The sequence below is a fragment of the Enterococcus sp. GPZ-007 genome (assembly GCF_059374735.1).
Genome location: NZ_JCAFYN010000008.1, coordinates 16,090 through 42,332, shown reverse-complemented (window position 1 = coordinate 42,332; position 26,243 = coordinate 16,090). Strand labels below are relative to the sequence as shown.

The 26,243-nt window shown below is 40.8% G+C and carries 22 protein-coding genes and 1 other annotated feature; of the genes, 2 read left to right on the top strand and 20 right to left on the bottom strand.

The window, feature by feature from the left end; genetic code table 11:
- Window positions 1-5 precede the first annotated feature (5 nt).
- On the top strand, window positions 6-485 hold the full coding sequence (locus AC4J95_RS06365; RefSeq protein ID WP_494549115.1) for a DUF2798 domain-containing protein: 480 nt from the start codon (window positions 6-8) through the stop codon (window positions 483-485).
- A 25-nt stretch (window positions 486-510) separates the two neighbouring features.
- On the opposite strand, the gene AC4J95_RS06360 is transcribed toward AC4J95_RS06365, so the two are convergent.
- The 5 genes from AC4J95_RS06360 to AC4J95_RS06340 all read right to left on the bottom strand — a co-directional run bounded on the left by AC4J95_RS06360 (window position 511) and on the right by AC4J95_RS06340 (window position 6,754).
- On the bottom strand, window positions 511-915 hold the full coding sequence (locus tag AC4J95_RS06360) for a hypothetical protein (protein ID WP_494549114.1): 405 nt from the start codon (window positions 913-915) through the stop codon (window positions 511-513).
- 58 nt (window positions 916-973) lie between these two features.
- Window positions 974-1,789, bottom strand: coding sequence for a prenyltransferase (locus AC4J95_RS06355; protein ID WP_494549113.1), 816 nt, complete (start codon window positions 1,787-1,789; stop codon window positions 974-976).
- Window positions 1,790-2,410: 621 nt separating this feature from the next.
- Window positions 2,411-3,478 carry a dual-specificity RNA methyltransferase RlmN gene (rlmN, locus tag AC4J95_RS06350; RefSeq protein ID WP_316402567.1) on the bottom strand — a complete coding sequence of 356 codons (1,068 nt, stop codon included), beginning with the start codon at window positions 3,476-3,478 and terminating at the stop codon, window positions 2,411-2,413.
- 130 nt (window positions 3,479-3,608) lie between these two features.
- A complete protein-coding gene (locus AC4J95_RS06345) occupies window positions 3,609-4,391 on the bottom strand; it encodes a glycyl-radical enzyme activating protein (protein ID WP_494549112.1) in 783 nt (260 codons plus the stop codon).
- Window positions 4,392-4,405: 14 nt separating this feature from the next.
- Window positions 4,406-6,754 carry a formate C-acetyltransferase gene (locus AC4J95_RS06340; RefSeq protein WP_494549111.1) on the bottom strand — a complete coding sequence of 783 codons (2,349 nt, stop codon included), beginning with the start codon at window positions 6,752-6,754 and terminating at the stop codon, window positions 4,406-4,408.
- A gap of 267 nt (window positions 6,755-7,021) precedes the next feature.
- Here AC4J95_RS06340 and AC4J95_RS06335 point away from each other — a divergent pair, with 267 nt between their 5' ends.
- Complete coding sequence (locus tag AC4J95_RS06335) at window positions 7,022-7,780, top strand: DeoR/GlpR family DNA-binding transcription regulator (RefSeq protein WP_494549110.1); 759 nt, start codon at window positions 7,022-7,024, stop codon at window positions 7,778-7,780.
- Between the two features lie 35 nt (window positions 7,781-7,815).
- Here AC4J95_RS06335 and AC4J95_RS06330 read toward each other — a convergent pair whose 3' ends face one another.
- From AC4J95_RS06330 to AC4J95_RS06260, 15 genes are all read right to left on the bottom strand, one after another.
- On the bottom strand, window positions 7,816-8,907 hold the full coding sequence (locus tag AC4J95_RS06330; protein WP_494549109.1) for a PTS fructose transporter subunit EIIC: 1,092 nt from the start codon (window positions 8,905-8,907) through the stop codon (window positions 7,816-7,818).
- Between the two features lie 98 nt (window positions 8,908-9,005).
- Window positions 9,006-9,317 carry a PTS fructose-like transporter subunit IIB gene (locus tag AC4J95_RS06325; protein ID WP_316402572.1) on the bottom strand — a complete coding sequence of 104 codons (312 nt, stop codon included), beginning with the start codon at window positions 9,315-9,317 and terminating at the stop codon, window positions 9,006-9,008.
- Window positions 9,318-9,339: 22 nt separating this feature from the next.
- Window positions 9,340-9,801 carry a PTS sugar transporter subunit IIA gene (locus tag AC4J95_RS06320; RefSeq protein WP_316402573.1) on the bottom strand — a complete coding sequence of 154 codons (462 nt, stop codon included), beginning with the start codon at window positions 9,799-9,801 and terminating at the stop codon, window positions 9,340-9,342.
- A 5-nt stretch (window positions 9,802-9,806) separates the two neighbouring features.
- The gene (locus AC4J95_RS06315) at window positions 9,807-11,753 is read right to left on the bottom strand and encodes a BglG family transcription antiterminator (protein ID WP_494549108.1); all 1,947 of its coding nucleotides are present in this window, start codon (window positions 11,751-11,753) and stop codon (window positions 9,807-9,809) included.
- A 374-nt stretch (window positions 11,754-12,127) separates the two neighbouring features.
- Window positions 12,128-14,530 (bottom strand): DNA translocase FtsK, encoded by a 2,403-nt coding sequence (locus AC4J95_RS06310; RefSeq protein WP_494549107.1) that lies wholly within the window; start codon window positions 14,528-14,530, stop codon window positions 12,128-12,130.
- 106 nt (window positions 14,531-14,636) lie between these two features.
- Window positions 14,637-15,464 carry an amino acid ABC transporter substrate-binding protein gene (locus tag AC4J95_RS06305; protein WP_494549106.1) on the bottom strand — a complete coding sequence of 276 codons (828 nt, stop codon included), beginning with the start codon at window positions 15,462-15,464 and terminating at the stop codon, window positions 14,637-14,639.
- Between the two features lie 23 nt (window positions 15,465-15,487).
- Window positions 15,488-16,123 (bottom strand): amino acid ABC transporter ATP-binding protein, encoded by a 636-nt coding sequence (locus tag AC4J95_RS06300; RefSeq protein WP_494549105.1) that lies wholly within the window; start codon window positions 16,121-16,123, stop codon window positions 15,488-15,490.
- 13 nt (window positions 16,124-16,136) lie between these two features.
- Entirely contained in the window at window positions 16,137-16,778 is a 642-nt protein-coding gene (locus tag AC4J95_RS06295; protein WP_016181425.1) for an amino acid ABC transporter permease, read from the bottom strand.
- 580 nt (window positions 16,779-17,358) lie between these two features.
- Window positions 17,359-17,584 (bottom strand) — a binding site (T-box leader).
- A gap of 80 nt (window positions 17,585-17,664) precedes the next feature.
- On the bottom strand, window positions 17,665-18,756 hold the full coding sequence (locus tag AC4J95_RS06290; RefSeq protein WP_494549104.1) for a DUF871 domain-containing protein: 1,092 nt from the start codon (window positions 18,754-18,756) through the stop codon (window positions 17,665-17,667).
- A gap of 20 nt (window positions 18,757-18,776) precedes the next feature.
- Window positions 18,777-20,165: a glycoside hydrolase family 1 protein gene (locus AC4J95_RS06285; RefSeq protein WP_316402579.1), complete on the bottom strand. Its 1,389-nt coding sequence runs from the start codon at window positions 20,163-20,165 to the stop codon at window positions 18,777-18,779.
- 87 nt (window positions 20,166-20,252) lie between these two features.
- A complete protein-coding gene (locus AC4J95_RS06280; RefSeq protein WP_316402580.1) occupies window positions 20,253-21,512 on the bottom strand; it encodes a PTS sugar transporter subunit IIC in 1,260 nt (419 codons plus the stop codon).
- A 21-nt stretch (window positions 21,513-21,533) separates the two neighbouring features.
- Window positions 21,534-22,676, bottom strand: coding sequence for a GNAT family N-acetyltransferase (locus AC4J95_RS06275; protein ID WP_494549103.1), 1,143 nt, complete (start codon window positions 22,674-22,676; stop codon window positions 21,534-21,536).
- 11 nt (window positions 22,677-22,687) lie between these two features.
- Complete coding sequence (locus AC4J95_RS06270; RefSeq protein ID WP_316402582.1) at window positions 22,688-23,017, bottom strand: PTS lactose/cellobiose transporter subunit IIA; 330 nt, start codon at window positions 23,015-23,017, stop codon at window positions 22,688-22,690.
- A gap of 23 nt (window positions 23,018-23,040) precedes the next feature.
- Window positions 23,041-23,358, bottom strand: coding sequence for a PTS sugar transporter subunit IIB (locus AC4J95_RS06265; protein ID WP_316402583.1), 318 nt, complete (start codon window positions 23,356-23,358; stop codon window positions 23,041-23,043).
- Window positions 23,359-23,478: 120 nt separating this feature from the next.
- Window positions 23,479-26,157 carry a sigma-54-dependent transcriptional regulator gene (locus AC4J95_RS06260; RefSeq protein ID WP_494549102.1) on the bottom strand — a complete coding sequence of 893 codons (2,679 nt, stop codon included), beginning with the start codon at window positions 26,155-26,157 and terminating at the stop codon, window positions 23,479-23,481.
- Between the last annotated feature and the right edge of the window lie 86 nt (window positions 26,158-26,243).

Sequence of the window (26,243 nt, the reverse complement as noted above, 5' to 3'; positions counted from 1 at the left end):
TCTTTATGCCAAGTAATAAAAGAGAAAGTTTTGTGTATACGATAATGATGTGTTTTGTGATGGTATTTTGGATGAGTTTGTATAATATTTATTTACATTCAGGTGCTTTCACTTTAGAGGTTTTAAAATCTGCTTGGCTTGGTTTGCCATTAGGTTATTGCTGCGCCTTGCTTCTTGACTGGTTTGTGGTATCTGGACCAGCCAAAAAAATTGCGTTCAAAATTTTGCCTACTTTCGCAAGCCCTTTGCGTAAAGTCCTGACTGTTTCCTGCTGCATGGTTTTGCCAATGGTCTTCTTTATGTCCCTTTATGGTGCTGTTGAAGTCTTAAGCCATACACAAAACTGGAGTCAGCTGTTTATCGTTTGGGGTGTAAATATTTTGAAGAATGTCGTCATGGCTCTGCCCTTTCAATTATTCATTGCAGGTTCACTCGTTCGAAAAGTTTTCAGAAGAATTTTTCCTGTAGGCACGATTTTGGCATGATACGAAAACAGCAGAAAACACATTTTTAAATGTGCTCTCTGCTGTTTTGATTTGCATAAGTCGCTAGTTGATTCGTTAAAATGGATAGCTGTTTTTCAAGAATGTCGACTCGTTTTTCTAATTCACTATTGGATTTCCTTGTTCGTTCACTTCTCTGTCTTTGACTAGAATATAATCTAGGTAATCCTAATGCTTCATAACGTTCTAGAAGTTGAGGAATTTTTTGACTGTCAATTCCAACTTGAGTACTTATCAAAATCTCACCATTCTCAGTCAGTCGTCGATCTGTGATGGTTTCCATCCCCTCAAGAGCATTAGGACCGACAACATAACCGGTTATTTCTTTGACGATTATTTTACTTTCCCTTAACCACCTGTAAAATGTGTTTAGATTTAGTTCATATGCATTCTTTACTTCGATTAATTTCATTGCGCATCTCCACCTTTCTTATTTTTCAAAAAGATACGCAAAAAATTGAAATCAGTTCTTAATCTGCTAAATTAGCAAGGATTTCCTGATAACGCTGAGTAGCTAAATCGCTCACTTGATCTTTTTTGCAAAAGTTCAATTTACGCAATTTAGGTACGACCCGTTCCACCACGATCTGACCTTCAATTGTTTTTTTCTGTAAAGCCGAAAAAGCCTCCAAGAAACGAGAATCTTTCCGAGCCTTTTTATAAAAAGACAAAACATAGAGGTAATAAAATAAGTCATAACCGCGGAATGGATACTCTACCTGCATAAACAATGTGCCAATTCCATAATGACATGGGCCAAGCGGTAATTTAGTCTCCCAGTGATTTAACAAAAATTCGACCGCCTCATCTAACTCGGCTTCCTCAACAAATTCCGTCCTGCGGAACAACCCCAGTGCATTCAAAGTCGGTAATGGATTGGAAAATTCGGTTTCTGGCCCTTTCCCAAAATAAAACTTTTTGCACCACCAGCCGCCATCTTTGTAACGAGTGGTTATTAAATGTTCCAATGTTTGCTTCATTCGCGGATCATCCCCATGACCTAAACGAACCAATAATGTTGCTGCCGGAATTGTTTGGCATGGAAAGACCGCTCCTTTGGGATAAAGCTTGAATTCCCCCGGCTCACGCCAATTTTCCCATAAAAGCCCCGCAACCTTCTGCAGAATCTCTTCTTGCGGATCCATCCCTAATTCCAATAAGTACTCCGCTGATTCTAAACAAGAAAAGGGTGCACCTTTGCCAAGGCGTCTGTCTTCAGTCGTCCAATAGTCCCATCCCTGATCGTAGCGATGCTCTAGAATTGTTTGAATGTCTGCTTCGTTCATTATATTCTCCTTTTTCCTATTAATGTATTTATTTTTCTTTCCAGAAAAATAAGTTTGATGTTCAAGCCGTATACCATTCTACTAGTCTTGCTAAAGCAAGAAGTAGAACTGGCATCCTTTTTCCTATTAATGTATTTATTTTTCTTTCCAGAAAAATAATTTGATGTTCAAGCCGTATACCATTCTACTAGTCTTGCTAAAGCAAGAAGTAGAACTGGCATCCTTTTTCCTATTAATGTATTTATTTTTCTTTCCAGAAAAATAATTTGATGTTCAAGCCGTATACCATTCTACTAGTCTTGCTAAAGCAAGAAGTAGAACTGGCATCCTTTTTCCTATTAATGTCTTTTTTTCTTTCCAGAAAAACAAGTCTGATGTTCAAGCCGTATACCATTTTACTAATCTTGAACAAGAAAGAAGTAAAATAGGGATCCTTCTTCCAATTAATGTAATGCATACCATTAAATTCTATTTCCAAAGCGCTTTCTTTTAAGTGTATCATAGTCTGTAAAAAATAGAGAACGTATTTTCGCATATGACTTCACGAACGTAGTGAAAATGTACTGTAAAAGTTCGATTGACAAAAAAACTCTCTCAAAAATTTGAGAGAGTGAGAGAAATTTATTTTGCTTCTGCTTTTTTCATTTGCTTACTGCGTAATTGTCCGCAGGCTGCATCGATATCTGTTCCGTGTTCTTTGCGGATCACACAATTGATGCCATTTTTCTTCAAGACATCATAAAAGCGTAAAACATCTGCTTTGCTGCTGCGAGAATATTGGTCATGTTCGCTAACTGGATTATAAGGAATCAAATTAACATAGACTAACTTCTTCTTGTTCTTCATTAAGTCAGCGAGTTGCTGCGCATGATCTGGTCGATCGTTTACACCTGACAGCATGATGTATTCAAAGGTGACGCGGCGATTCGTTTCTTCTATATAATAGTCCACGGCTTCCATCAATTTTTCGATTGGGAAGCTGCGGTTGATGCGCATGATTGATGAACGTACTTCATTGTTTGGCGCGTGCAATGAGATCGCTAAGTTGACCTGCAGACCATTTTCGGCAAATTTCTTGATCTTCGGAACGAGTCCACTAGTTGAAACAGTGATGTGCCGGGCACCGATCGCCATTCCTTTATCGTCATTGATAACACGAAGAAAATTCATTACGTTCGTGTAATTATCAAATGGCTCCCCGATTCCCATTACGACAACATGGGACACCCGTTCGTCTTCTCCACGTTCATCAAAATAATGTTGGACTAACATGATTTGTGCGACGATTTCGCCAGCAGTCAAATCACGTTGTTTTTTCAATAACCCTGACGCACAAAATGTGCAGCCAATGTTGCAGCCAACTTGTGTTGTTACACAGACGGATAAGCCATATTCTTGACGCATCAAAACCGTTTCGATCATCAAATGATCGGGCAATTCAAATAAGTATTTAACAGTGCCGTCACTAGCTTCTTGAACGACCAGTTGTTTTAATGGGTTGATGATAAAATTTTCTTCTAATAAAGCAATTGTCTGCTTCGAAAGGTTGCTCATTTCGGCAAATTCTGTCACACGACTACGGTAAAGCCATTCCCAAACTTGCGTCGCACGAAATTTTTTCTCTCCGTGTTCCAAAAACCATTCGACCAATTCATCTCTGGTTAATCCATAAATTGAGATTTTTTCCAAGGTGTTTCCTCCTACTCAGTACCATCGAACACACGATGTGCTCGACACATTCGCTACATACTATAACCGATTCACAAAGAGAAAACAATCAACTTTGAAAAAAAGAAAAGAATGACAGGCACTTGGCCTCTCATTCTAATCCATCGATATTAGCAGAAATCTCGAATTTTTCGAAGTGTTCTTTGATTGCTTGGATTTCATCTTCATTCAGAGTCGGGACATTTTTCATGCGATATTCCCAACCAAGATAGTTATACTTACTACTGCCATATTGATGAAATGGTAGTAAATGAACCTCTTCTATTTGCCGCTCAACTAGGAAATTGATAATCTGCTGAATATTTCTTTTGTTTGTAGTGTATTCTGGGATCAGCGGAATTCTCGGAATCACTTGAATTTCTTTATTCCTCAAAAGATAATCGAAGTTTCCTTCAACGATCATTGGATCAATCCCGATGATTCTTTTTGCTTCCTTTTGATCCATGATCTTCAGATCAAACAATACTTGATCAACATATGGCACGATTTTTTCGATTCGTTCAATTGGAAAACAACCAGTCGTCTCAATTGCTGTATGAATGCCGAGACTTTTTACTTCCTTCAAAAATTCGCCGGCAAATTCTGCCTGCATCAATACTTCGCCACCAGATAATGTCACGCCACCACCAGAGGTTCGATAAAATATGTCATCCTTTAACACTTCATCAAGTAATTCATCTGTTGATCGCCATGTTCCAACCTGCTCAATTTTTCCATTCTTTCGCCAGCTAGCTGGCTCGACTTTTTTTTGCGACTCAGGATTAGAGCACCATGGACAGCGCAATGGGCAGCCCTTCAAGAAGATCAATGTTCGAATTCCGCCGCCATCGTGTACAGAATAGCGCTGAATGTTAAAGACTAATCCTTGATCCATTTTCATCCCTCATTCTATAATTGATGTTCCACCCGTGCGATAATATCGTCTTGAATCTGTTTGTTCAAATCAACGAAGAACGCACTGTATCCGGCTACGCGGACCAATAAACCAGAATATTTTTCCGGATACTTTTGCGCTTCTAACAACGTTTCTTTTGATTGCACATTAAACTGGACATGTTGGATTTTTAGCTTCGTAAATGCCATTAGAAAATCTGCGAATTTACTTAAGCCCTGTTGCCCCTTTAAGGTATTTGGCTGGAACTTCAGATTTAATAAGCTGCCGTTGACAGTCAGGTAATTGTCTAATTTACTGACAGATTTCAATACCGCGGTTGGACCTAAATGATCTCTACCAACCATCGGTGATAATCCGCCATCGGCTAACTGTTCATGAGCTTTCCGTCCATCTGGTGTTGCTCCTACTGCTTCGCCCAATGGGATATGTGCTGAAACCGTATAAGCTCCAGGAATAAATTTCCCTCCACGTACGTTTTCGTATTTCTCCAACTCTTTGGCATAGTGGCGGAATAATCTCGCTGCGATGATATCCAACTCTTCATCATCATTGCCGAATTTTTCAAAATCTTGGATCACATGTGTTTGCAGTCCGACATATTCTCCAGTGAAATTTGATTCCAGCGCATCGACCAACTGACTAAAGGTCATTTCTTTATTTTCGAAGATCATTTTTTTGATAACGTAGAGTGAGTCACTTAGATTCGCTTCACCGATTCCTTGTACACCAGAAAAATTGTAGCGTGCGCCGCCTTCTGTAACATCCTTTCCATTTTCTAAACAATCATTGATCAAAACAGATAGGAATGGTGTTGGCGCATAATGGCGATGCCCTAAATCCACAATGTTAGAACCTTTCACCACCAGCTCTACATAATAATCGATTTTCTGTTCGATCGTTGCTACAAGTTCCTCAAAGGTTAGATCTTCTTTATCACGCAGCTCATATATGCTTAATTCCATGATTCGTAATAAATTGAAAAGAGCGATGTCATGCAGCCCATAGGTTTTCCCCGGAATAGAAGTTTCCACACAGCCAACCGTCGCATAATCTCGGGCATCATCAAGTGACACTCCCTTGCTTAAAAAGGCTGGAACACACACTTCATCATTGAACAGCTGCGGGATACCCGTTCCTAAACGAATCGTTTCAACAGTTTTTAGCAAGAAGCGACGGGGGATCAACTCATTCATGCGTACCGATAAATTGGGCTGAGGCAACAAAATTTCATGATAAAGCTCTAACATAACAAAGGATAATGGATTCACTGACGTATGACCCAATTCATCTAGTCCACCCAATACGACTGTGTAACCAGTTGGAAATCCAGCGAAGCATTTGGCACTGCTCTCAGAACGCAGGAGCACAACATCGTTCGTCTTAATGTAAAAATCTCCCAATACTTCATACAGAAATTCTTTCGTAATCCCTGCCTGTAATGATGCTTCGTAGAATGGATACAGATACTGATCCATTCTGCCTAATGAAAGTGACGAAGCATTGGATTCATATTGACCCACGATACTGGTCATCCATAATAGCTGCAAGGCTTCATAGAAGGAGTCAGGCTTTTCTGAGCTTAGTTTGCGGCACATTTTCGCAATCGTTGTTAATTCTTGTTGGCGCTTTAAATCTTTTTCTTTTATACTCATTTCCTCTGCCAGGTTACCATAGCGTAAAAAATGATCTCCCATCGCGGCAAAAACGATTCTTCCTGCTTCATAAAAATGATTTTCTGGTTCCTCAGCAATTTTTTCATCCAACAGCTCAAGATAGCTGCCGATTCCCTGCGATAAAATTCCCGGGAAATCCATAATAATGTGGCCCTGCCCTTTATCAGTTTGGTTCAACTTGAAGACTTCATCCTTCAATGCAGTTTTTACTTCCTCTGTCAGCTCCCCATTGATGAAATCTTTCATCGAACGCTTTTCCCAATAGGGGTACAACTCCTCGCGATAAATTTTTTTGTCCGCTTCTGTAAACTCAAATTGATCCTGCGGCCGCGTGGCGATCGTATCGATCTCTTCCATGATCCAATATGGATCCATCTCCGGCGAAAGGATGCCTGAACGTGGACGAATCGTGCGATTACCAACTAATAATTCCCCTTCACGAATACTAATTTCAACCTTTGCCAAAATATGTGCCACCGCTTTGGCCCTGCGAATAATCGTTGGCTCTCCCTCATTCTGACGATAGCTTTCCGTATAAAGCAACGCACGCTCCAAAGAAATTTGGCGTTTTTCCTTAAATAAATGATCCTTCATTTGTTGAATCCGTGAATTTCCTTTTACTACTACATTGGCGATATTCTGCGCTTGATTTATGACTCCTGATCCCATTTTATTTCCTCCTTTTCAGCTCACTCTCAGTATAGAAAGATTTTTCGTTTGAAACTATATGATTCTTTGAAATATCGCAAATAAATTGGATTTGCGCAATATTTCCCAAGTTTTTTGTTGTTTTTGTTGGATTCCCATGCTAACTTAAATGAAAAGACTGTCTGTCCAACTTAGACAGTTTATCTTGCTCCTGTAAAATGCGAAGAATGGTAGTACTCAATCCGAACTAGCATTGCTGAAATAATTCCTTAAAAAAGGGGACTGACAATGAAAGCTGTTGAAATCGCTCAACGTCGAAAAGAGATTACTGAGCTTTTGTATCAACAAAACGAACTTAAAGTATGCGACTTAGTGAAAATATTTCAAGTCTCTGATGAAACTATTCGTAAAGACTTAACCTATCTTGCCAAAGAAGGTATTTTGGAGAAGCATCATGGCAAAGCAATACTGGTTAAAGAAAAGGAATTAGCCCCTGTTTTCCAACGAACCACTCAGTTTGCCGAAAAGGATCGCATCACCCATGCTGCTTTAGATTTCATCACATCTGAAGATTTTACGATCGGTTTGGATCACGGGAGTACTATAGCCCTGCTAGCCAAGAAGATGCTTTCCTTAGAAAAAAAACAAATTTTTACCAGCTCATTAGCGGCGATTACTCAACTTTCCATCAGCCAGCATAAACTTTTTTGCTTTGGCGGTGAATATTCACCTGCCGACATGGCTTTTCGCAATAGTGGAAATGAGGTTTTTCCTGATATCCAATTTGATCTCTGCTTTTTCGGTTCAAGCGGTGTGAAAAATCGCAAAGGCTTTTGTACCTCTTCCTTAATTGATGCCGAAGCCAAACGCCGAATGCTAAAAAAATCCACCAAAAAAATCGTGCTGCTGGATCACACGAAGTTTGAGCGAACCTCTCTTGTACAGGTCGCTCCATGGTCCGAAGTTGATATCGTTATTACTAGTAAAGGTTTGCCGCTAGATTATGAACGCATGATCCGTGCAAATGCAAAATTGGTTTTAGTTTAAAAAAGCTGTGCCGAAGATGTATTCGGCACAGCTTTTTACATGATCTCAATATCTAAATCAAAGTCATCATCAAGTCCAACAGTTTGGCTGCCTTCCGCAATGACTGGTTTTTTCAGGACAATTACAATTCCAGCAGTAATCACCGAGCCAATCAATGTTCCAAGAATATAAACCAATGGATTCTGTGCGACAGGTGCAACGATCCAACCACCCCATGGTGCTGGATTGCCTGCACCGAGCACCATGGCAATAGCTGCGCCGATCGCGCTACCAATCATGTTCGCCGGAATACAACGCAACGGATCCGCCGCAGCAAACGGGATCGCTCCTTCTGAGATTCCTACCATTCCCATCACAATTGCAGCCTTGCCAGAGTTTCTTTCTTCAACTGTAAACTTTTTGGGAGCAACAATCGTCGCCAGACCCATTGCCAGCGGCGGGATACAAATTGCCGCACCAATCCCAGCCATAATCGTCAAAGCTGTATCACTGGGCAAGCCAGTTGCTGGATTGATCGTTCCAACCATTGCTGAGCCAAAACTGAAAGCTACTTTATTGATCGGTCCGCCCATGTCTGAAGCAATCATCGCACCTAAAATCAATCCAAGAACAACCAGATTCCCTGTTCCCATCGACTCCAACCACTTTGTTAATGCTGTCATCATCGAAGCAATCGGCTGGCCAATCACCCAATACATCAGGACTCCAACGATCAGCGTTCCAAACAATGGAATAATAAAGATCGGACCCAGTGAACGTAAACTGGAGGGCAATTTGATTTTCTTTAAGTAAAAGACCACGATACCGGCGACGATCCCTGACAATATCCCGCCTAGAAAACCAGCTCCAATATTGCTGGCGATCAATCCGCCGATAATCCCTGGAGCTAGACCTGGGCGGTCCACCATTGAGAAGGCAATATAGCCAGATAAAATCGGCACCATCATGCCAAGTCCTGTGATCCCAATGTTTGCGATATCTGCTAACCAGCCTTTATCCGGTACAGATGCATTCCCTGAAAGTAAGACACTTAATGCGAGTAAAATCCCACCAGCAACAACAAATGGAATCATGTATGAGACACCTGTCATCATGTTTTTTCTTGTATTTTTTAATAATTCAATCATTCCCGTACCTCCTAGTTCATCCTTCAGAATCATTTTCACTATGTTCATCATTCCGCTAAAGTATAGCCCTTTCTACTCTGACAAGCGGAGTTAACAGTCTATTTCGCTAATTTTTGCTGGATCTTCTTAACGATCGCTTCGCCTTTGTTGATGCAATCTCCTGCACTGACACGGACTACTGGCTTGCCTTTAAAGCGATCCTCATTTTTGATGCCGATATTATTAGTCAAAATTACTGCGTCCGCACCGTTGATCTGATCCATTGTCAATTCATTCTCAATCCCGATTGAACCTTGAGTCTCTACGTGAATATCCACGCTGTTTTTCTTTGCGGCAACTTCTAAACTTTCAGCGGCAAGATACGTATGGGCAACTCCTGATGGACATGCTGTTACTGCGACTAATTTCATAGTAATTTCCTCCTAGTATTTTTTATGCTACGACGCCTGCTAGGCTATCGTTTAGTAAATTCACAATTTCTTGATCACTTGATGCTTGCTGCAGCGTGTCACGAAACTCTTGGTGGACTAATTTTCTTGACAGTCCGGCAATGATTCTTAGATGCTGGTCTCCTTGGCATTCCTCAGGTACCGCCAGCAGAAAGACCAGTCCCACATTTTCTCCGTCTAAACTTTGCCAATCGACTTTATTGTTTAAGCGACCAAAAGCTACGGTTGTCTCTTTGACATGCGGACTCTTTCCGTGAGGAATCGCTATTCCAAAGCCAATTCCAGTCGTTGTTAAATTTTCACGCTCAACGACACTTTCTACATAACCAGCGTGGTCATGTAACCGTCCTGCTTGATTGATCCGATCCGCTAAGACATTGATAGCTGTCATTTTTGAATCGGCGTCAATCGCTAAATCAACTAATTCTTCGTTAATCACTTGCATTTTTTCTACCTCCTGCTAATCGCTTGATATATTTCTGTTGCATTTCTTTCAAAGAAGAAACGCGTTAACTTTTTTTCTGACTGGACGATTTTATGAATATCTGTGATGACTCCCCGAACCAGTTTGCGATCACTTTTTGCGATACACATCAATAAAACATAGTGTATCTTTCGCTGGTCCCACATAATCGGCTGCGCCAATGTGACGATGGCAATTTTTGATTGTAAAACATTTTGCGGCGATGCATGCGGAATCGCTACTCCTGTTGCTAATGCCGTCTCGCCGATCGCTTCGCGCGCAAATACCTCTTTGCGAAACTCTTTCGTCACGACTTGTTTTTTCTCCAACTGATTGATTAGCCAGTTCAAGCAAGCTTGTTTATCCGAGAAGCATTTATGAGTGTAAATAAAATCTAGATCAATAACATCTCTTAAATAGGGAAAGTCCAAAATCTCTGCTTCATCTGGCTCTTCCGAATAAAAAAGGTTTGAGTAAAGCGATGTGATATTTTTAATATCTTCTTGTGTAACTAGAGTCGAGACCTTAATGACGGGTTTGTTGACATTTTCCAGCTTAACTGAAGAAATAATCAGATCGACATTATCAAGATTTTTCCTATACAACTTGTCGATCGTTGTGATTTCAGCGATGTCCTGAGCCGGTAAAATACGCTTGATCTTATTGAAAATCAATTCTGAAGTCCCCATTCCGTTTGGACAAACAATCAAAATCTTTTTGCCATTTTGACTCTTTTCCAATGAAACTTGAAAATACATTGCCACTAATGCGACTTCTTCGTCATTGAAATGAACACCCAATTTTTTCTCAGCATTGGCTAATGCGTACCAAGTTGCACTGAAGGTAATCGCATATTGAGTCCTGATCTCCTCTACTAACGGATTGGTAATTACAATACCCATCTTCAGTCGATAGATCATCGGAATAAAATGGCTGGTAAATCGCTCGGACAATTGTACGTCTGATAAAAAGTCCACCTGCATGATCTCACTCATATTTTTCAAAACCTTATGAATCGTTTCAGCGTACCGCTCATGACCTTCTTGCTCTTTAGTATGGAGCTTTACACCGTAACCAACTAGTTGGCGGTTTACATAGGAAATATCCTCTTCGTCATAATCAATAACAATTGATTCCGCAACTTTTTTCAGCAGCTCATTGGCGATCAAATACGTATCGATCATTTTTATTTGATCGAATAGGAACTCCTTCTCCTCGATGTGATTGCCCTTCATTAATCGAAAGCAAAAGACAACTAAACGAATAAGTAATGATTTCATATATTGTTCCGGAAAATAGAATTCCGGCTGCTGCTTTACCTTTTTCAGCTGTTCAAAAATGACTGTAATCAGCTGCTGCGGAAACAGGTTGCTCAAAGTTTTTTTGGTTGTTTCTTGAAACAAGTCTTCTGAAATAATCTCATTAGAATCCAAATACTCTTCACAAAAACGAAATAACGCGTGTTGAATCTCCTCTTCACTTCCACTAATCTTTGTTCCTCGTTTTGACGCAGAAAGTGTAAAGCGATATTTCTCAATCAGTTTTTCTAAATCACTGGCGATCGAAGTGGGACTCACATGAAAGTGTTGCGCCAGCATTTGCTGTGTTACTGTCTCCTCGTCAATCAGTAATCGTTTGGCGATCAACCATTGCCGTTCTTGTGTGCCTACTTTCGGCTCTGTCGAATGCCCATTGATCCGCTCCAATACCACTAGCTTTTCCGCGACAGTCCCGCATAGTTGTATCCCGACTCGCGGCTTCTTTTCCAAAATAAGTGAGTCATTTGATAGAACCGTTTGGATTTTTTTTAGATCTGAATAAATCGTTCGGCTCGACTTTCCAAGCTTCTCAGAATAAAAGGCTACTGGTAAATAGTGCTCATTCTGAACAAGTAAATGAATCAATTTTTTCTGACGTGGATTCAACTCCTCCATTTTTTTGCCCTCCAATTGTAAGCGCTTATCAATCTAACAAAAAGATAGCACAGACTTTTTCTATTGTATAACACATAAAAGTTACACATTAATGTTGAAATTTATTCATTCTGTTCGCCTTCTAACAAAACAGGTTGACTTATTTTTCACACAAAGCTGACAATGACGCGCTTTTACGCAAAGAGATTAAATAGATAAAAAACCAGAAGAAGAACCTTTTTCAATCAAAACTTACAATTGTTTCGCACATATGTGCAATTCTATATAAAGTTTAAAATAGGCTGCGACACGGTGAATCTTTTTCTGCGTTGCTGTTTTATAGAAAAAAACAGTCTTGCCAAACGGATTTTTGGCAAGACTGTTACTATTCTTAACTATTCATCTAATGGATTTTCTAGTTCTTCTTCCGCTTTTTCTATGAAGACCTCTCGCGGCTTGCTGCCGGTAGAAGGCCCAATCACTCCACGTTCTTCCAATTCATCAACAATACGAGCTGCACGGTTGTATCCGATGCGGAAACGGCGTTGCAGCAAGGAAATGCTGGCGGTCTGCATCTCGACTACCAATGCTTTCGCTTCCTCGTACAATTCGTCTTGTGGTGTTTCTGATGGTGAGGAAGAAGTTTCTTCTGTTGGCATCATTTTTTCTTCGTAATGGGCTTCCTGCTGATCGGAAACGAATTCTACCACTCGTTCTACTTCGTGATCAGAAATGAACGCGCCCTGAACTCGAATCGGTTTATTTTCACCCATTGGCAAGAACAGCATATCCCCACGACCTAGAAGTTTTTCAGCACCATTGCTGTCAATGATCGTCCGTGAGTCTGTACCACTAGATACAGCAAAGGCGATCCGAGACGGCACATTGGCTTTAATGATCCCGGTAATAACGTCAACACTTGGCCGTTGAGTAGCAAGAATCATATGGATACCGGCCGCCCGAGCCATCTGGGCCAAGCGAGTAATCGCATCTTCGACTTCATTACTTGCTACCATCATCAAGTCGGCTAATTCATCCACGATAACAACAATAAACGGCAAGATTGGACGATTTTGTCCATCCTCCAAGTTTTTCTGAATGACTAATTCATTGAAGCCAGAAATATTCCGCACACCAGTTGCGGCGAATTTTTCATAACGTTCTTCCATTTCCTGTACCACTTTTTGCAGCGCCTGTGCCGCTTTTCGCGGATTCGTTACAACCGGGGTCAGTAAATGTGGAATCCCATTATAGACATTTAACTCGACCATTTTTGGGTCGATCATCATTAATTTTACTTCATTCGGCTTCGCCCGCATCAAGATACTTGTGATGATCCCATTAATAGAGACGGACTTCCCACTACCAGTTGACCCTGCAACTAGCAAGTGAGGCATTTTCGATAGATCAGCTGTTTGGACCATACCAGAAATATCTCGACCTAATGGAACTTCCAACAATTTATCTGGATGGTTTGGCTGAGCCTCGATGATGTCTCGGAACGAAACCATGCTGATCGTACTATTTGGTACTTCGATCCCAATCAATGATTTACCAGGAATTGGTGCTTCCATCCGCACATCTTTAGCGGCTAAAGCTAAAGCGATATCGTCCGTTAAGTTGACGATCTTGCTGACTTTCACACCGACTGCCGGCTGCACTTCAAATTTCGTAACAGATGGACCTAAGCTGGCTTTAACGACCTTTGCATCTACGCCAAAGCTGTTGAAGGTTTTTTCCAGTACTTTGATATTTTGTTCAATTTTTTTGTACTCGTCACTTTGATCCGCTGCAGGTATCGAATCCAGTAAAGTTGAAGGCGGTAATTGATAATCATGATCCTCCGGTTCGGCATTGATTTCAAATTCCAAATCTCCAGGATCGTCAATCTCCTCTTCATCAACCTCGGGTTTTGTCTTGGCAAGCGGCGTTGTTGTTGGCTCCAGATTTTCTTGGAAGCCTTCAATCGGCACTAAGGTCATTTGCTCCGGCTCTTTCTCTAAATGCTCTTGACTCTCTTTTGCCAGCTGTTCACCTGGTGTTAACGAACGCACTCTATTTTTCTCACGTTCTGCCAGTTCTGCCTCTATCTTCGCCTTTTCAGCTGCTTGTTTCTCCGCTTTGGCTTGGGCTTTTTGAGCTTGCCGCTCTTCTTTTTTAGCGGCTTTTAGGGCTTTTTTTTCATCTGATTCAGAGAATTTCTCCCTCATCGTATCGACAAAATTTGCTAAGTAATCGGTCACTTGATTGAATTCCAACTGGCTGAACAAAAATACGCCGAGGATCAATAACAATCCAGCGATCAGATAGCTGCCGACCTGCGACACTAGGAAGTGGGTTAAATTATAAATTGCACCGCCCAACATCCCGCCGCCGACATTTTGGCTGATTTGATTTCCTAAAAAATCGATCATCAAAAGATCCCATGTCGTTTTCAAAATATTCGGATCCTGACTTTCAACCTTCATAAATAAACGAGCATGAAGAATCAATAGGATTCCTAAGTAAAAGACACCGATCCCAATCCATCGCCGCGGCTTGCTGATTCTCAGCTTCGTATTTTTGGCTACCAGCAATCCGCCGTATAGTCCCAACAGCAGCGCCAAAAATTGATAGGTGTTGCCACCGATCATTCGCAAGACATTCGCAATCAGATTCCCTAAAAATCCTAATTTAAATATGGCAAAGACAGTAAATAAAATAAATAAAAGCCCAAGACCGATGATCAGGCGCTGTTCTTGAAGTTGTTTTTGCTTTTTCGTTTTTCTTTTTTTCTTTGTACGCTTTTTTTGCGCCATGTTATCCCTCTTTCCATTCTGTACCATTATACAAAAAAAAGAAGGCGAACAAAAGTTTTGCTCGCCTTTTCTTTTTGGTTAATTAAAATTTAAGAGGCTGTTCTGCTTACTCTTTTGGTAAAGACAATTCTTCACCAAACCACTTCTTAGAGATTTCTGCATATTTGCCGTCATCTTGTAATTCTTTGAAGGCACTGTTAATTTTTTCTACTAACTCTTTATCACCCTTACGAGCACCCACCGCGAAGTTTTCATTTTTGAATCCGACACTGAAGATATTGTAATCATCTAGCTTATTTGCTTTCTTCAAATAGTAATCCGCATAAACTTTATCGATCAATACGCCATCGATCCGACCATTTTCTAAATCGATCATAGCTTCATTGAAGCTAGCGTATAGTGTTGCATCGTTATCTTTGACGATATCCTTCAATGTTTTAGTTTCATTATTGAAGGCTTCGTAACCAGAAGAACCCTCTTGAGCACCTAAGACTTTATCCTTCATGTCTGCTGCTTTTGTGATCCCGCTATCTTTTTTAGTCACTAACACTTGTTCGTTTTGTGCATACGGATCAGAAAACAACACTTTCTTTTCCCGCGATTTCGTCACCGTATAGCCATTCCAAATCAAATCAATCGTTCCGTTTTCTAGCTCACTTTCCTTCATTGACCAATCGATTGGTTGGAAATCAGCTTTAATATCATATTGTTCAAAGACAGCTTTCGCTAAATCAATATCAAAACCTACGATCTCTCCATCTTCATCTTTGAAGCCCATTGGCACAAAGGTATCATCTAAACCAATCGTGATTTTTTTATCCTTCTCGATGGTTTTCCAGCTGTCGTCACCGCTGGCTTCTTTCTTTCCGCAAGCAGTTAACGTTACCAATGCTAAAACAGCGACCATTCCCAAAACAAATTTTTTCAATTTCATACTAACTCCTCCAATGTTTTTATTTATTTGATAGGTTCTACCTTCAATACCTTGTCACCAATCTCTTCTGCAAAATCCAGATCATGGGTAACCACGATCTGAGTCACACCATCCGCTTTTAAACCTAAGATCAAACTCGCTACCTGCTGACGCAAGGCAGGATCTAAAGCACTCGTTGGTTCATCGTACGCTAAAACTTTAGGATTCATTGCCATCGCCCGAGCAATCGCTAAACGTTGTTTTTGCCCACCAGATAACTGATAGGGGTAATTATTTAACAACTCTTCGATTTCCAACAGTTTTGCTAGATGATTCGCTTTCTCCGTATATGTTTCTTTGTCCTGCTTTAGAACTAATCGTGGGCCGATCGTAATGTTTTCCAGTACACTCAAATGTGGAAATAATTGAAAATCTTGGAAAACAACTCCGACGACTTGTTCCTGTTGTTTCGAACTAGTCGGATCAAAAGGCTCTCCATCAAGTAAAAACGTACCGCTATCAGCGGTCTCCAATCCAGCCAACGTTCGTAACAAAGTCGTTTTCCCACCGCCAGATGGTCCAACGATCGCTAATATCTGTCCCTCTGGAATGACTAAATCTAAATTATTGATCACTTTCTTACTGCCAAACGATTTATTTACATTTTTTAATTCGATCATTTTTTCCACCTGCCTAACGATAATAATTCAAACGATTTTCGAGTTGTTTCAGAATGACTGAAGTAACACCAGTCAGTGCTAAGTAAATAATGGCTACTCCGAATAATGGAAGCAATGTGGTGTCACGCTCCATCGCGATTTTTCCGGCACGCATCACGTCTGATAGGCCTAGGATGTATACCAGTGAGGTATCTTTCACCAGGTTAATCACTTCATTTCCTACAGATGGCAAGACAATCTTCACTACCTGCGGAATAATGATTCGGGTGATTGTTTGAACAGGCGTTAATCCGATAACTTTTGACGCTTCATACTGTCCAACGGGGATGGATTGAATCCCACCACGAAAAATTTCGGCATAATAAGCGGCGTAATTCAAGACGAACGCGAAAAGCGCCGCATCAAAGCGATCAAAGATAATACCAACTAACGGCAGACCATAAAAGACAAAAATCAATTGTAAAAGCAGTGGTGTACCGCGCATAATCCAAACGTAAAAACGCAAGATCCATTGCAGCGGCTTAAACTTACTTGCCAGTCCAAAAGATAGCAAAATCCCTAGCGGCAATGAGCCTAATATTGTAAAAGCAAATAATTTCAGTGTTGTCGTTGCCCCTTGTAATAATTGCGGCATGACGTCGATCAAGTAATTCATCCCAATATCCCTCCATTTTTTTCGAAAGTTGCACGGCCTTTCGAAAGATCTTAATCGTGACTAAAGTAGTTCTAGTAACTATGAAAATAGCGGTCGACACCTAGTTTTTAGAGTTTGACTGAATGACGGCTAGCTCATTATAGAAGAATTCATTTTTCAAAACCGTGAAAAATGATTTTATTTTCGTACGCATACGATTCCGCTAAACAGTTCTATTTATTGTTTAGTTAAAAATTCTGGAACTACTTACCATCAAATTGAACTGCGAAAAGCGTAACTGACAGCTAATTCAATTTAATGAAATAACTTTTTTAAAAAACTAAAAAGTTAACCCGCTTCTCATCACGCATACTATCCAACTATACGGTTCTCTATAGTTATTTGATGTGTCAATCTTTACCCATCGCCTATCTTAGCAAACTGTGAAAAGTTGGACTGGCAAAAACGCCCTCTGGTAAAAATACCAGAGGGCGTTATATACGCGGTTCCACCTCATCTTTGTCCTTTTCTCGCAAAAAGAACCTCTACGAGTCAGTAGTGTCCAGCAGGTAAAAACAAAAAAGTCCTTTAGCCGCTAGGGCTAAAGGACGTAATTACGTGGTTCCACCTTTTTTCATCGTCGTCTCACAACGAGCGATCTCAACTGGTCAATCTGACCTCTGCTGTAACGGGCTCTCCCGGATCAACCTACTAGATTCAGCTGACCGACTCAAAGATGTGGTTCACAAATCATTGCTGCCTCTTCTCACCTACCAGAGACTCTCTGAGAACAAATGAACTGCTACTCTTCTTTTCATTGTCATTTGATTAAGTTGAGTCATACTTTACACGCCTTTTCAGCGTTTGTCAATAACGAACCTTCATCTTTTTATAATCGATCTCAAATTTAGTTTTTAGAAACAAACTGAAACTTCGCCCAAGGCTTCAAGAAATCCAGCATGATCAATTCTTCTTGCGGAATCTTACCAACTAAATTTTTTCTTGAATCACTATGGGGTTCTAAAACAATTTGTAATTCGTTTTTGTATTTACCAAACTCATCATTGCCGACTACCACATCGCCGATTTGGAATTCTTGTGTATTGTCATGAACTGGATTTGCGACATCCGCGTATTTTACCCGTACCATCGTTGAACGAACAGCTGTAGATGTTATATCTCCACGACGGAAATGTTTTGGATCAGCGACAATTTTACGCTCAATTTCAGTGGCTTCTGGCACAAACTCAATTCCTAGACTTAACTTGTAGCGATCAACAGCTGCCACTTTCTCCAGCTCTTCATCGGAGGCATAGGCATTTCCAATAATTACAGTATCAATCAAGCCAGTCGCAAACATGTGACGTGCTTGCAGATCAATCGGTATATGACGGTGCATTTCTAAAGTTGGCAGTCCATCATTCACATCCCACGGACCATATTTTGCATCATGACTAGTAATGAAAGCCGCCGTTTTGATTCCATGACCCTTGAAGCGCTCGCTGCAGCTGATGAAGAAATCATATGGCAACGCTGAACCTTCTTGCGGGTAAAAATTATGACAACCATAGATAAATGGCTCGTTCGCTTCATAAGATAAAATGTTATCAAGGTAAGCGACATTGTTACTCATGTTCAGTTCAATCGCCAAGCCTTCAGGATTGTAACTCAGCATCGCTTCCTTATTGCCATCGAAGCCTTCATCTAAACGAATCCCTTCCGCACCCAGCTCGGCAAAGAAGCTTAAGTCATCATAGGAAATGCCCAAATCGTCAAAAATTGATGGTGCAATATCCAAGACCGTTTCAAAGCCAAGATCCTTCGCGTAATGAATGATACTGCCGAATTTCTCACTGACTTTTTCTTTCCCCTCAGTCACTTCCAGCATGCTCATAAAAATCCGCGTATAACCAAGCTCTGCTGCTTTTTTGATGTAGTCACGATCCGCCTGCGGATCACTATGATCGGGATAAACCGAAATTCCTAGTTCACGTTTCACTTAATTTCCTCCTAATTGGATTAATCTGCTAAGCCGTTTCTATCAGTCACTTCTTTGAACCAGTAACCTGATTTTTTGATTGTTTTGATTTGCGTATGGATATTGTTTGAAATGAAACCATACCGGTTTTTATATGAATTCAACCAAGACCAGCAATCAATTGGTGTCCACATATGGTAGCCAAAACAATTTGAACCTTCTTCGATTCCTTTGTGCAGCCATTCCAAATGCTCTTGAACAAAATCAATCCGATAATCGTCTTCGATCATGCCTTCAGAATTTTTGAAGCGGTCTTCATTTGAAACACCCATCCCATTTTCAGATACGTACCACGGAATGTTTTTATAGTTTTCTTTGATGTTCACTGCAATATCATAAAGTGCTTTTGGATAAATTTCCCAACCGCGGTCCAAGTTTACCCGACGGCCCGGCATATCATACGCATCATAATAGCGATCCGGCATCCATTCACCTACCGAATTTGGTGCTACATCTGGTGCTTTTACCCGATTTGGATGGTAGAAGTTCACGCCTAAGAAATCAACCGTGTTGTTTTTCAAGATTTCCTTCTCTTCGTCAGTCGTTTCCCACAAGACTTTGTCTTTCGTTAGCAACTCTTCCAATTCTGCTGGGAAATGTCCATAAACTGCTGGCTCCAAGAACATTTTGTTATTCCAAAGTTCAGCAATTCGCGCTGCTTCCTGATCTTCAGGAGCATCAGAGGCTGCATACGTCGGTGTCAGATTTAAAATGGTACCAATTTGCGCATCAGCAATCGCTAATTTTCGAAAAGCTTGAATCGCTTTGGCTGAAGCTAAGTTCAAGTTGTAAGCTACCTGCACCGCTTTTTTCCCATTTACGATGTTTGGATAATGGAATTGGAATAGATACTCACCCTCAACAACTACCATTGGTTCATTGTGAGTCGCCCAAAATTTGACACGATCGCCAAATAATTCAAAGCATTTTTGAGCAAAACCAACGTATAGATCTACGACTTTTTTCGATTCCCAGCCTCCGTACTTATCATATAATTCTACTGGCAAATCAAAGTGATGCAGATTCATTACTGGAGTCATACCTTCAGCAATCATTGAATCAATCACATCGTTATAAAAATCCACAGCATCTTGATTGACCGTATTGGTTTCCAAGTCATCAATCAGTCGGCTCCATTGGATGCTTGTGCGCAAGCTATTCATACCAATTGAACGCATCATGTGAATATCTTCTTTGTAGCTATTATAAAAGTTTGATGCCACATCCGGTCCTACCTGATTATGGAATTTCTCTGGCTCGATCTCGAAATGATAATCGAAGACATTTGCGTGTTTTTTGTTAAAGCGCCCTTCACTTTGTGGACCAGAAGTGGCTGCTCCCCACCAGAAGTTATTTGGAAAAGTTTTCATTGTAGATCTACCTCATTCTAATAAATAGTTGTTTTGCAAAAATTTAGGGGGTGGAATCCAGTGATCCGCACCCCCTTAAATCAATTATTATGCTTCAGTTACTTTTTTAAGTTCTTGTCTAGTTGCCAATGATACGAATGGTACGTACATTGCGATTGAGATTACTAAGTTGACTGCTGCTAGGATCGCGCCTGAGATGCTTTGAGTTGCTAAGAAGCCACCCACAATCGGTGGTGTTACCCATGGTGGCATTACAGTCGCTGCTGGCACCCAGCCGAACTTCGTTGCAAAATAAGCAGTTGAAATACAAACCATCGGTGTCAAAATAAATGGTATGAACATAATTGGATTCAATACTAAAGGCAGACCAAACATCAATGGCTCATTGATATTGAAAATACCAGGAGCTGCCGCCAAGTTATTGATAACCATAAATGGTTTGTTTTTGCGTCCAACTAAATAAATAGCGATGATTAAACCAATCGTTACACCAGTACCACCCATGTTTACAAATGAGTCAACAAATGGTTTGTTAACGATATAAGGAGCTACTTTACCTGCTGCAAGCGCATTTGCATTTGCTTCGATAGCTGGTGCATTGATTGCTTGCATGAATGGGTCGATCATGTTTGCACCGTGCAAACCGAAGAACCATAAGAATGGCGTAATAAATGCAATTAACAATGCTGAACCGTAAGAGTTAGCCAAGCCCATGAATGGTTCTTGAACTAGTGCGTAGAATTCAGCAAACATGTCTTCAATTCCGAAGCCGGCAATAATGGCTGCAATCACACCAAAGATAGAAATAGTGATCATTGCTGGGAATAAAGATGCGAATGAACGTGCAACTGCTGGTGGCACGCCTTCTGGCATTTTAACGACTAATTTTTCATTACCAACCAAGCGAGTGAATAATTCAGCAACGACGATACCCACGATCAATGCAACGAACAGACCAGTAGAGTTCATTCCACTTGTTGCTGCACCTAATGTAAAGAAACAAGCAACTGAAACGACACCAGTTCCAATTGGATCTTTACCATAATGTTTTGCTAAGTTATACGCTACTAAGAAAGCGATAAAGACTGAAAGAACGCCAAATGTTCCGTTCCAAACAGAGCCGCCAAAGCCTTTCCATGCCTCGCCCCCGAAAATACCATCCATGAATTTACCAAAAGCTGGGAAATTCAGTGACAAGTTATTAAGCATTACCGCTAGTGCCCCTAAAATCATTAACGGCATGGTTGTTGTAAATGAATCCCGAATCGCTACCAAGTGACGTTGGTTACCGATCTTTGATGCATGCGGGATAAAGTGTTTCTCCATAAAAGCAATAAATTTATCCATTTTTGTGTTCCCCCTATTTAATTAGAAATAATCATAGAAACTTTGTCGACCTTTAGGAAAAATTTCAGCTGTAAACCCTTTTACTGCTGTCACCTTGCCGAGAAAAACTCCTTCGGCTAAAGTTAATTCTCCTAATAATAACTCGCTCCATCCGTGAATGGACGCTTTGATATCGCCTGCTTGTTGTACTTTTTGACAACTCCCTTGGCTAACTAGCCAGCTACCAACATTCCAAGGACATTCCTTATCTTCAGTTACTTCTAAAATAATTTCTTTTTGATTCATTGGAAGTTTCGGTAATAATTGCTCAATGTCGATAATTCGACTCATCATATAAGGTTCTAGAGTAATTGTCAGCTGCTCTTGTTCACGAAAACATTTTTCAATGAGCTCATGAACAGGTGCATAATAAAGAAATTCTTCAAATGATGAGACATGGGATTTCAAGTACGTTAATAATTTTCGCAGAGCGAACTCATTTTCATAAGCGAGTTCATCTACTACTAGTGTGTTGCCTTGCATTCGATAGATAATGTAGCCCTTCGCTTCACCAGCATCATCGTATACAATTGCATAAAAGCGGTGTGGGTAATACTCATTTAGACGTTCCCACCACCAGTCTTCACGAACGACCGTGCCGACCTGCTGTTGCATTAATAAGCGCTGATATACCGATTGGATCACCGGCTTCATCTGCTGCCAGGTTCCGCGTTTAACACTCCCCCTTCTTTCACTTGACAAATAATTAAAGGCTAGCGCTGGTATACGGTAGGTTTTTCTGCGACTTGTGGGCTCGTAGCCAAATTGTCGATAAAAATCTTCGGAGAAGGGGGCAAGTTGAGACACTGCCACACCTTGTTTATGAAGATCGGCCAAAAGTTCGGGCATGATACTGCTGACGCCCCCTTGACCTCGATATTCTGGATAACTGCCAACATAACCAACACCGGCCATTTTGACTCTTTGTTGAAAAAGTTGGATCTCAAAGTGATTCGCCATGACTAGACTAGTCAGCTCACCGTCTTGATACAAACCGTAACTATCAGCATGTTCATAACGGGATAAGAAAAGCGGATCATCGATGATCGTTTGCTGCTTCCTAAAAGCGTATTCAATTAAACCTGTGATCGCTTTCAACGATTCATGATCACGACTTAATTTCATGGAATCACTTCCTATTCATTCCCCATACGTTTGTAAAGGTCTACGACTTCTTTTGCCATATCGTTGAAGGTAATACTAGTCATTAAATGATCTTGACTATGAACGGCTAAAAGTGTCACGGTCATTGGATTTCCGCTAGCTTCTTCTGTTAACAGCCCTGTTTGAGAATGATGTGCTTCAACCAATGCCTGATCAGCTGCTTCAAGCTTTTGTTGCGCCAAATCAAAGTTGCCGTCTTTCGCTGCTTGAATCGCTTCCATTGCATCGCTCTTGGCGTTGCCGGCATTGATGATCAATCCCATTACTGCTTCCAATTGTTCTTGACTCATTGTATCGCTCATTTGCTTAGCTCCCCTTTAAATTCTTAGTCCATAAGTTTCAGTGCAGTACCTAAAACAGCCTCACCGTTCATCATGCCGTAATCTTTCATATCGATAACATCAACTGGAATTCCTTTGTCAGCTAATTTTGTTTCGAACTGGCTCTTCATGAAACGAACTTGTGGGCCTAATAGTAAAACATCAACTGGTTTACTTGCGTCCTCTAATTTTGCATCTGCTTCTGAAGCTGAAACTGCGAAGATATCTGATTCTAATCCTTGATCAGCTGCTGCTTTTTCCATTTTTGTTACTAATAAACTAGTGCTCATTCCTGCTGCACAAACTAACATAATTCTTTTCATAAGTGACACTCCCTAATTTTTTTAATGTACACTTTATATAAAGCAAGTCGCGTGCCAACTTTTCTGTCGCACAGAAGCTGCTGTGATAAGGTTTTCAACTTACACACAAAAAAACTAGGATTACACACTGTGCAATCCCAGTTCAACTCGATTATCCTCAAGAGTCTTAACGATGTAAGCGATGTCGTCTTCTGTAAAGCGGACACCAAATTGTTTTTCAATCAACGCTAGATTAGCAGCGGTTTGATTAAAGCGAATCCGGTGCTGCTGATGGAAATACTTAACGTTCTCAAATGGCGGACGTTCTTCGCCTTTTTTTATTTTATCGACTAAGAAGGCGATATGGACGCTCAACGCCTGCATCGCTGTATTCTCAATGATTAGTTCCTGATCTTTGCGGATCAGCTGCAAAACATCATCTATTAATAAGAATAAAGTCTTAACATCTAGTTCAGGTGAAAAATTCTTGGTCAATGAATCGACCATCTCCGGCAGTGTGATCGTACTACCTAGCAGATCCTGAAATTCTAAAATTTTATCTCGTTTAAATAAATTCATTGCAGGGATAAAAGGAATCTTCTGATAATGGATCTCCATCGTTCCGACGATCGCTACGATATCCTTATGAGTGATCAGCTGATCGATCCGATGCTTGAAGCTCTCTCGTTCCAATGACTGCATCTGAATAATCTCAAATTCTTCCAGATTAACGATCTGGGAAACGACTTCATTCAATCGCTTCGAGACCCCTTCACCAGTGAAGCAAGCAACGATAATAACTTTCTTCTCATCCTTTTGGGTGGGCTCTTCCAGTCGTACCATCGTTTGGAACATCGAGATCACACTCGTGTAAATCTCTTCCAATGAACGACCTAATGTCGCTAAACGTAAGCTTTCCAGCACCAGCATCGTGCTAGCCATCGAAATCACTCGCGTGCGGATACCCATCTCATGAAAGATTAGATTACCGAAATTATTCGGTGAACCCATGTCCGTCAACAGGATGATCCCCTCGGAGAACTCCTCCTGTTTGCCTTGGATATAATTCTTGATTTGTCCGTACATAGCCTCTGTTCGCAAAGTCAGGGGCATGTTAAAGGCAATGCCGTTCGTTGTACCAAGAAGTTCTTGGACTGTTTCCAACATACTTGAAGCCGTTGATTTTCCATGCATAACCACTAAGACGGCGACTTGGCGTTCATCAACCTCCTGTGTTTCCTGATTATCCATCGTCAGAAACATGGTGATAAAGCCGATCTCATCTAGCGGAATCATAATGTTATAGGCTTCCTCGATGCGATTCGAGAATTCAATCGCTAACTGGAACTCCTTCGAGTAGTTGCGGCGGATATCATTTAAATTCGGATGTGATATAAACTGATTGCCGCGAATTCGCTCGATCGTTGAATTGATATGGAGCGCAAAAGCAAAACGAACTTTTTCATCGTACTCACGATTCATTTTACTTGAAGCAAAATCATATAGTTCATTCACCAGCTTCCACATATCATCGGAAATAATCTCGCGATAGGCGTTGCTATGGGAAAGCTCTTCAACATAGGTTTCAAAATACTGATCGACATCATCCGAAATCAATTCTTCCAGATCGATCTCTGATAAGTTTTCACGACCCAGCTTTTCCAACTTATAGGTAATTGAATGGTAGACTTCCATATCCTTATTCGGGTCTTGCCCCCAAACAACTTCTTCTGTACCTGGCTTCAAAGTTAAATAAAGATTTTTCTTATCCATAAACGGAGTTAATTTATCCTGAACTTCATTCATGCGTAGAAGACCCTTTTGCACGACTAACGGCAAATCTTCTTCAACGATCATTAATTTTTCTGATTCGCTGCTGGTTTGATGATGAAGGAAGGCTTTGGCACAAACGAGTTTCAGATCCCGTTTTAATTGACCAATATTTCCTTCTGCCTTATATAGAAGAAACGCCAACAAGCTGCGTTTATCGATCGCAATTTCCTGCATCAATCGATTGGCTTCTTGTTGAAGAAATTCCTTGATAATCGCCAATCGTTCATCCAAAGATCGTTCGGCTAAGGAAGGCAGCTCGATCTGCATTGGAATCCGTCGGTTGAACGTAGAAAGAAACATCGAGCTAGTTTCTGTCGTTGCTCCAATAATTTGTACAGAAGCCTGCTTCTCTTCCCCATCACCCAAAGAACGAAACGTCCCTTTGTCAATAAAGGTAAAGAGCATCTCCTGTCCTTCTGGCGGCAAGCGATGAATTTCATCCAAGAATAGAATCCCGCCATCTGCTTGTTCCATCAAACCTACACGAGTTTCTTCAGCCCCAGTAAAAGCACCGCGCTTCACACCGAAAATATGGCCGTAAAGCAGTTGAGGATTTTGAGCGTAATCAGCACAGTTGAAGGTGATAAATGGTGCACTCTCATCTAAAACTTTGGCTGACACAGCAAAACGATACATACACTCCGCAAACATGGTCTTCCCTGTTCCGGTCTCACCAAAAATGATTGTATGCAATCCGCGAGGCGGATATAAAATGGCCGCTTTTGATTTTTGAATCTGACTCTTCAGAGAGTCCTCGCGACCGATTAAATTGTCAAAGTTAATATGTTTTTCAGTAGACACAGTCGCAATTTGAAATTTGACTGGTCGGCCATCGATTTTCTTGACTGTTCCGTCCTTCGTTAATTCATTTAAATAGCGGCTGATGTTGGTACGGTCAACCCCCATTTGATCTGCCAGCTCTTGTGCCGTCTGTTCGTTAGGATTTGCTCTCAATGCTTCTAATACTTCATCTTTTCTTGATTTCAAAAAAATCCCTCCCGAAAGTGGTATAAACCATTTACATTGTAACCCTTTTCTTTTTGAATATCTACTAAATACCTGTGAAAAAAATT

What these genes read in the sequence shown, in the direction of transcription:
- AC4J95_RS06285 (WP_316402579.1), bottom strand. Translation starts at nt 20,165, where the DNA reads ATGAAAACTTTTCCAAATAACTTCTGGTGGGGAGCAGCCACTTCTGGT.
- AC4J95_RS06365 (WP_494549115.1), top strand. Translation starts at nt 6, where the DNA reads ATGCCAAGTAATAAAAGAGAAAGTTTTGTGTATACGATAATGATGTGT.
- AC4J95_RS06270 (WP_316402582.1), bottom strand. Translation starts at nt 23,017, where the DNA reads ATGAGCGATACAATGAGTCAAGAACAATTGGAAGCAGTAATGGGATTG.
- AC4J95_RS06330 (WP_494549109.1), bottom strand. Translation starts at nt 8,907, where the DNA reads ATGATTGAATTATTAAAAAATACAAGAAAAAACATGATGACAGGTGTC.
- AC4J95_RS06300 (WP_494549105.1), bottom strand. Translation starts at nt 16,123, where the DNA reads ATGATCGAATTAAAAAATGTAAATAAATCGTTTGGCAGTAAGAAAGTG.
- AC4J95_RS06275 (WP_494549103.1), bottom strand. Translation starts at nt 22,676, where the DNA reads ATGAAATTAAGTCGTGATCATGAATCGTTGAAAGCGATCACAGGTTTA.
- AC4J95_RS06305 (WP_494549106.1), bottom strand. Translation starts at nt 15,464, where the DNA reads ATGAAATTGAAAAAATTTGTTTTGGGAATGGTCGCTGTTTTAGCATTG.
- AC4J95_RS06280 (WP_316402580.1), bottom strand. Translation starts at nt 21,512, where the DNA reads ATGGATAAATTTATTGCTTTTATGGAGAAACACTTTATCCCGCATGCA.
- AC4J95_RS06320 (WP_316402573.1), bottom strand. Translation starts at nt 9,801, where the DNA reads ATGCAAGTGATTAACGAAGAATTAGTTGATTTAGCGATTGACGCCGAT.
- AC4J95_RS06265 (WP_316402583.1), bottom strand. Translation starts at nt 23,358, where the DNA reads ATGAAAAGAATTATGTTAGTTTGTGCAGCAGGAATGAGCACTAGTTTA.
- AC4J95_RS06360 (WP_494549114.1), bottom strand. Translation starts at nt 915, where the DNA reads ATGAAATTAATCGAAGTAAAGAATGCATATGAACTAAATCTAAACACA.
- AC4J95_RS06310 (WP_494549107.1), bottom strand. Translation starts at nt 14,530, where the DNA reads ATGGCGCAAAAAAAGCGTACAAAGAAAAAAAGAAAAACGAAAAAGCAA.
- AC4J95_RS06315 (WP_494549108.1), bottom strand. Translation starts at nt 11,753, where the DNA reads ATGGAGGAGTTGAATCCACGTCAGAAAAAATTGATTCATTTACTTGTT.
- AC4J95_RS06340 (WP_494549111.1), bottom strand. Translation starts at nt 6,754, where the DNA reads ATGGGATCAGGAGTCATAAATCAAGCGCAGAATATCGCCAATGTAGTA.
- AC4J95_RS06295 (WP_016181425.1), bottom strand. Translation starts at nt 16,778, where the DNA reads ATGAATTACTTGATCGACGTCATGCCGCAATTATTACAAGGGGCAACG.
- AC4J95_RS06345 (WP_494549112.1), bottom strand. Translation starts at nt 4,391, where the DNA reads ATGGATCAAGGATTAGTCTTTAACATTCAGCGCTATTCTGTACACGAT.
- AC4J95_RS06325 (WP_316402572.1), bottom strand. Translation starts at nt 9,317, where the DNA reads ATGAAATTAGTCGCAGTAACAGCATGTCCATCAGGAGTTGCCCATACG.
- AC4J95_RS06355 (WP_494549113.1), bottom strand. Translation starts at nt 1,789, where the DNA reads ATGAACGAAGCAGACATTCAAACAATTCTAGAGCATCGCTACGATCAG.
- AC4J95_RS06335 (WP_494549110.1), top strand. Translation starts at nt 7,022, where the DNA reads ATGAAAGCTGTTGAAATCGCTCAACGTCGAAAAGAGATTACTGAGCTT.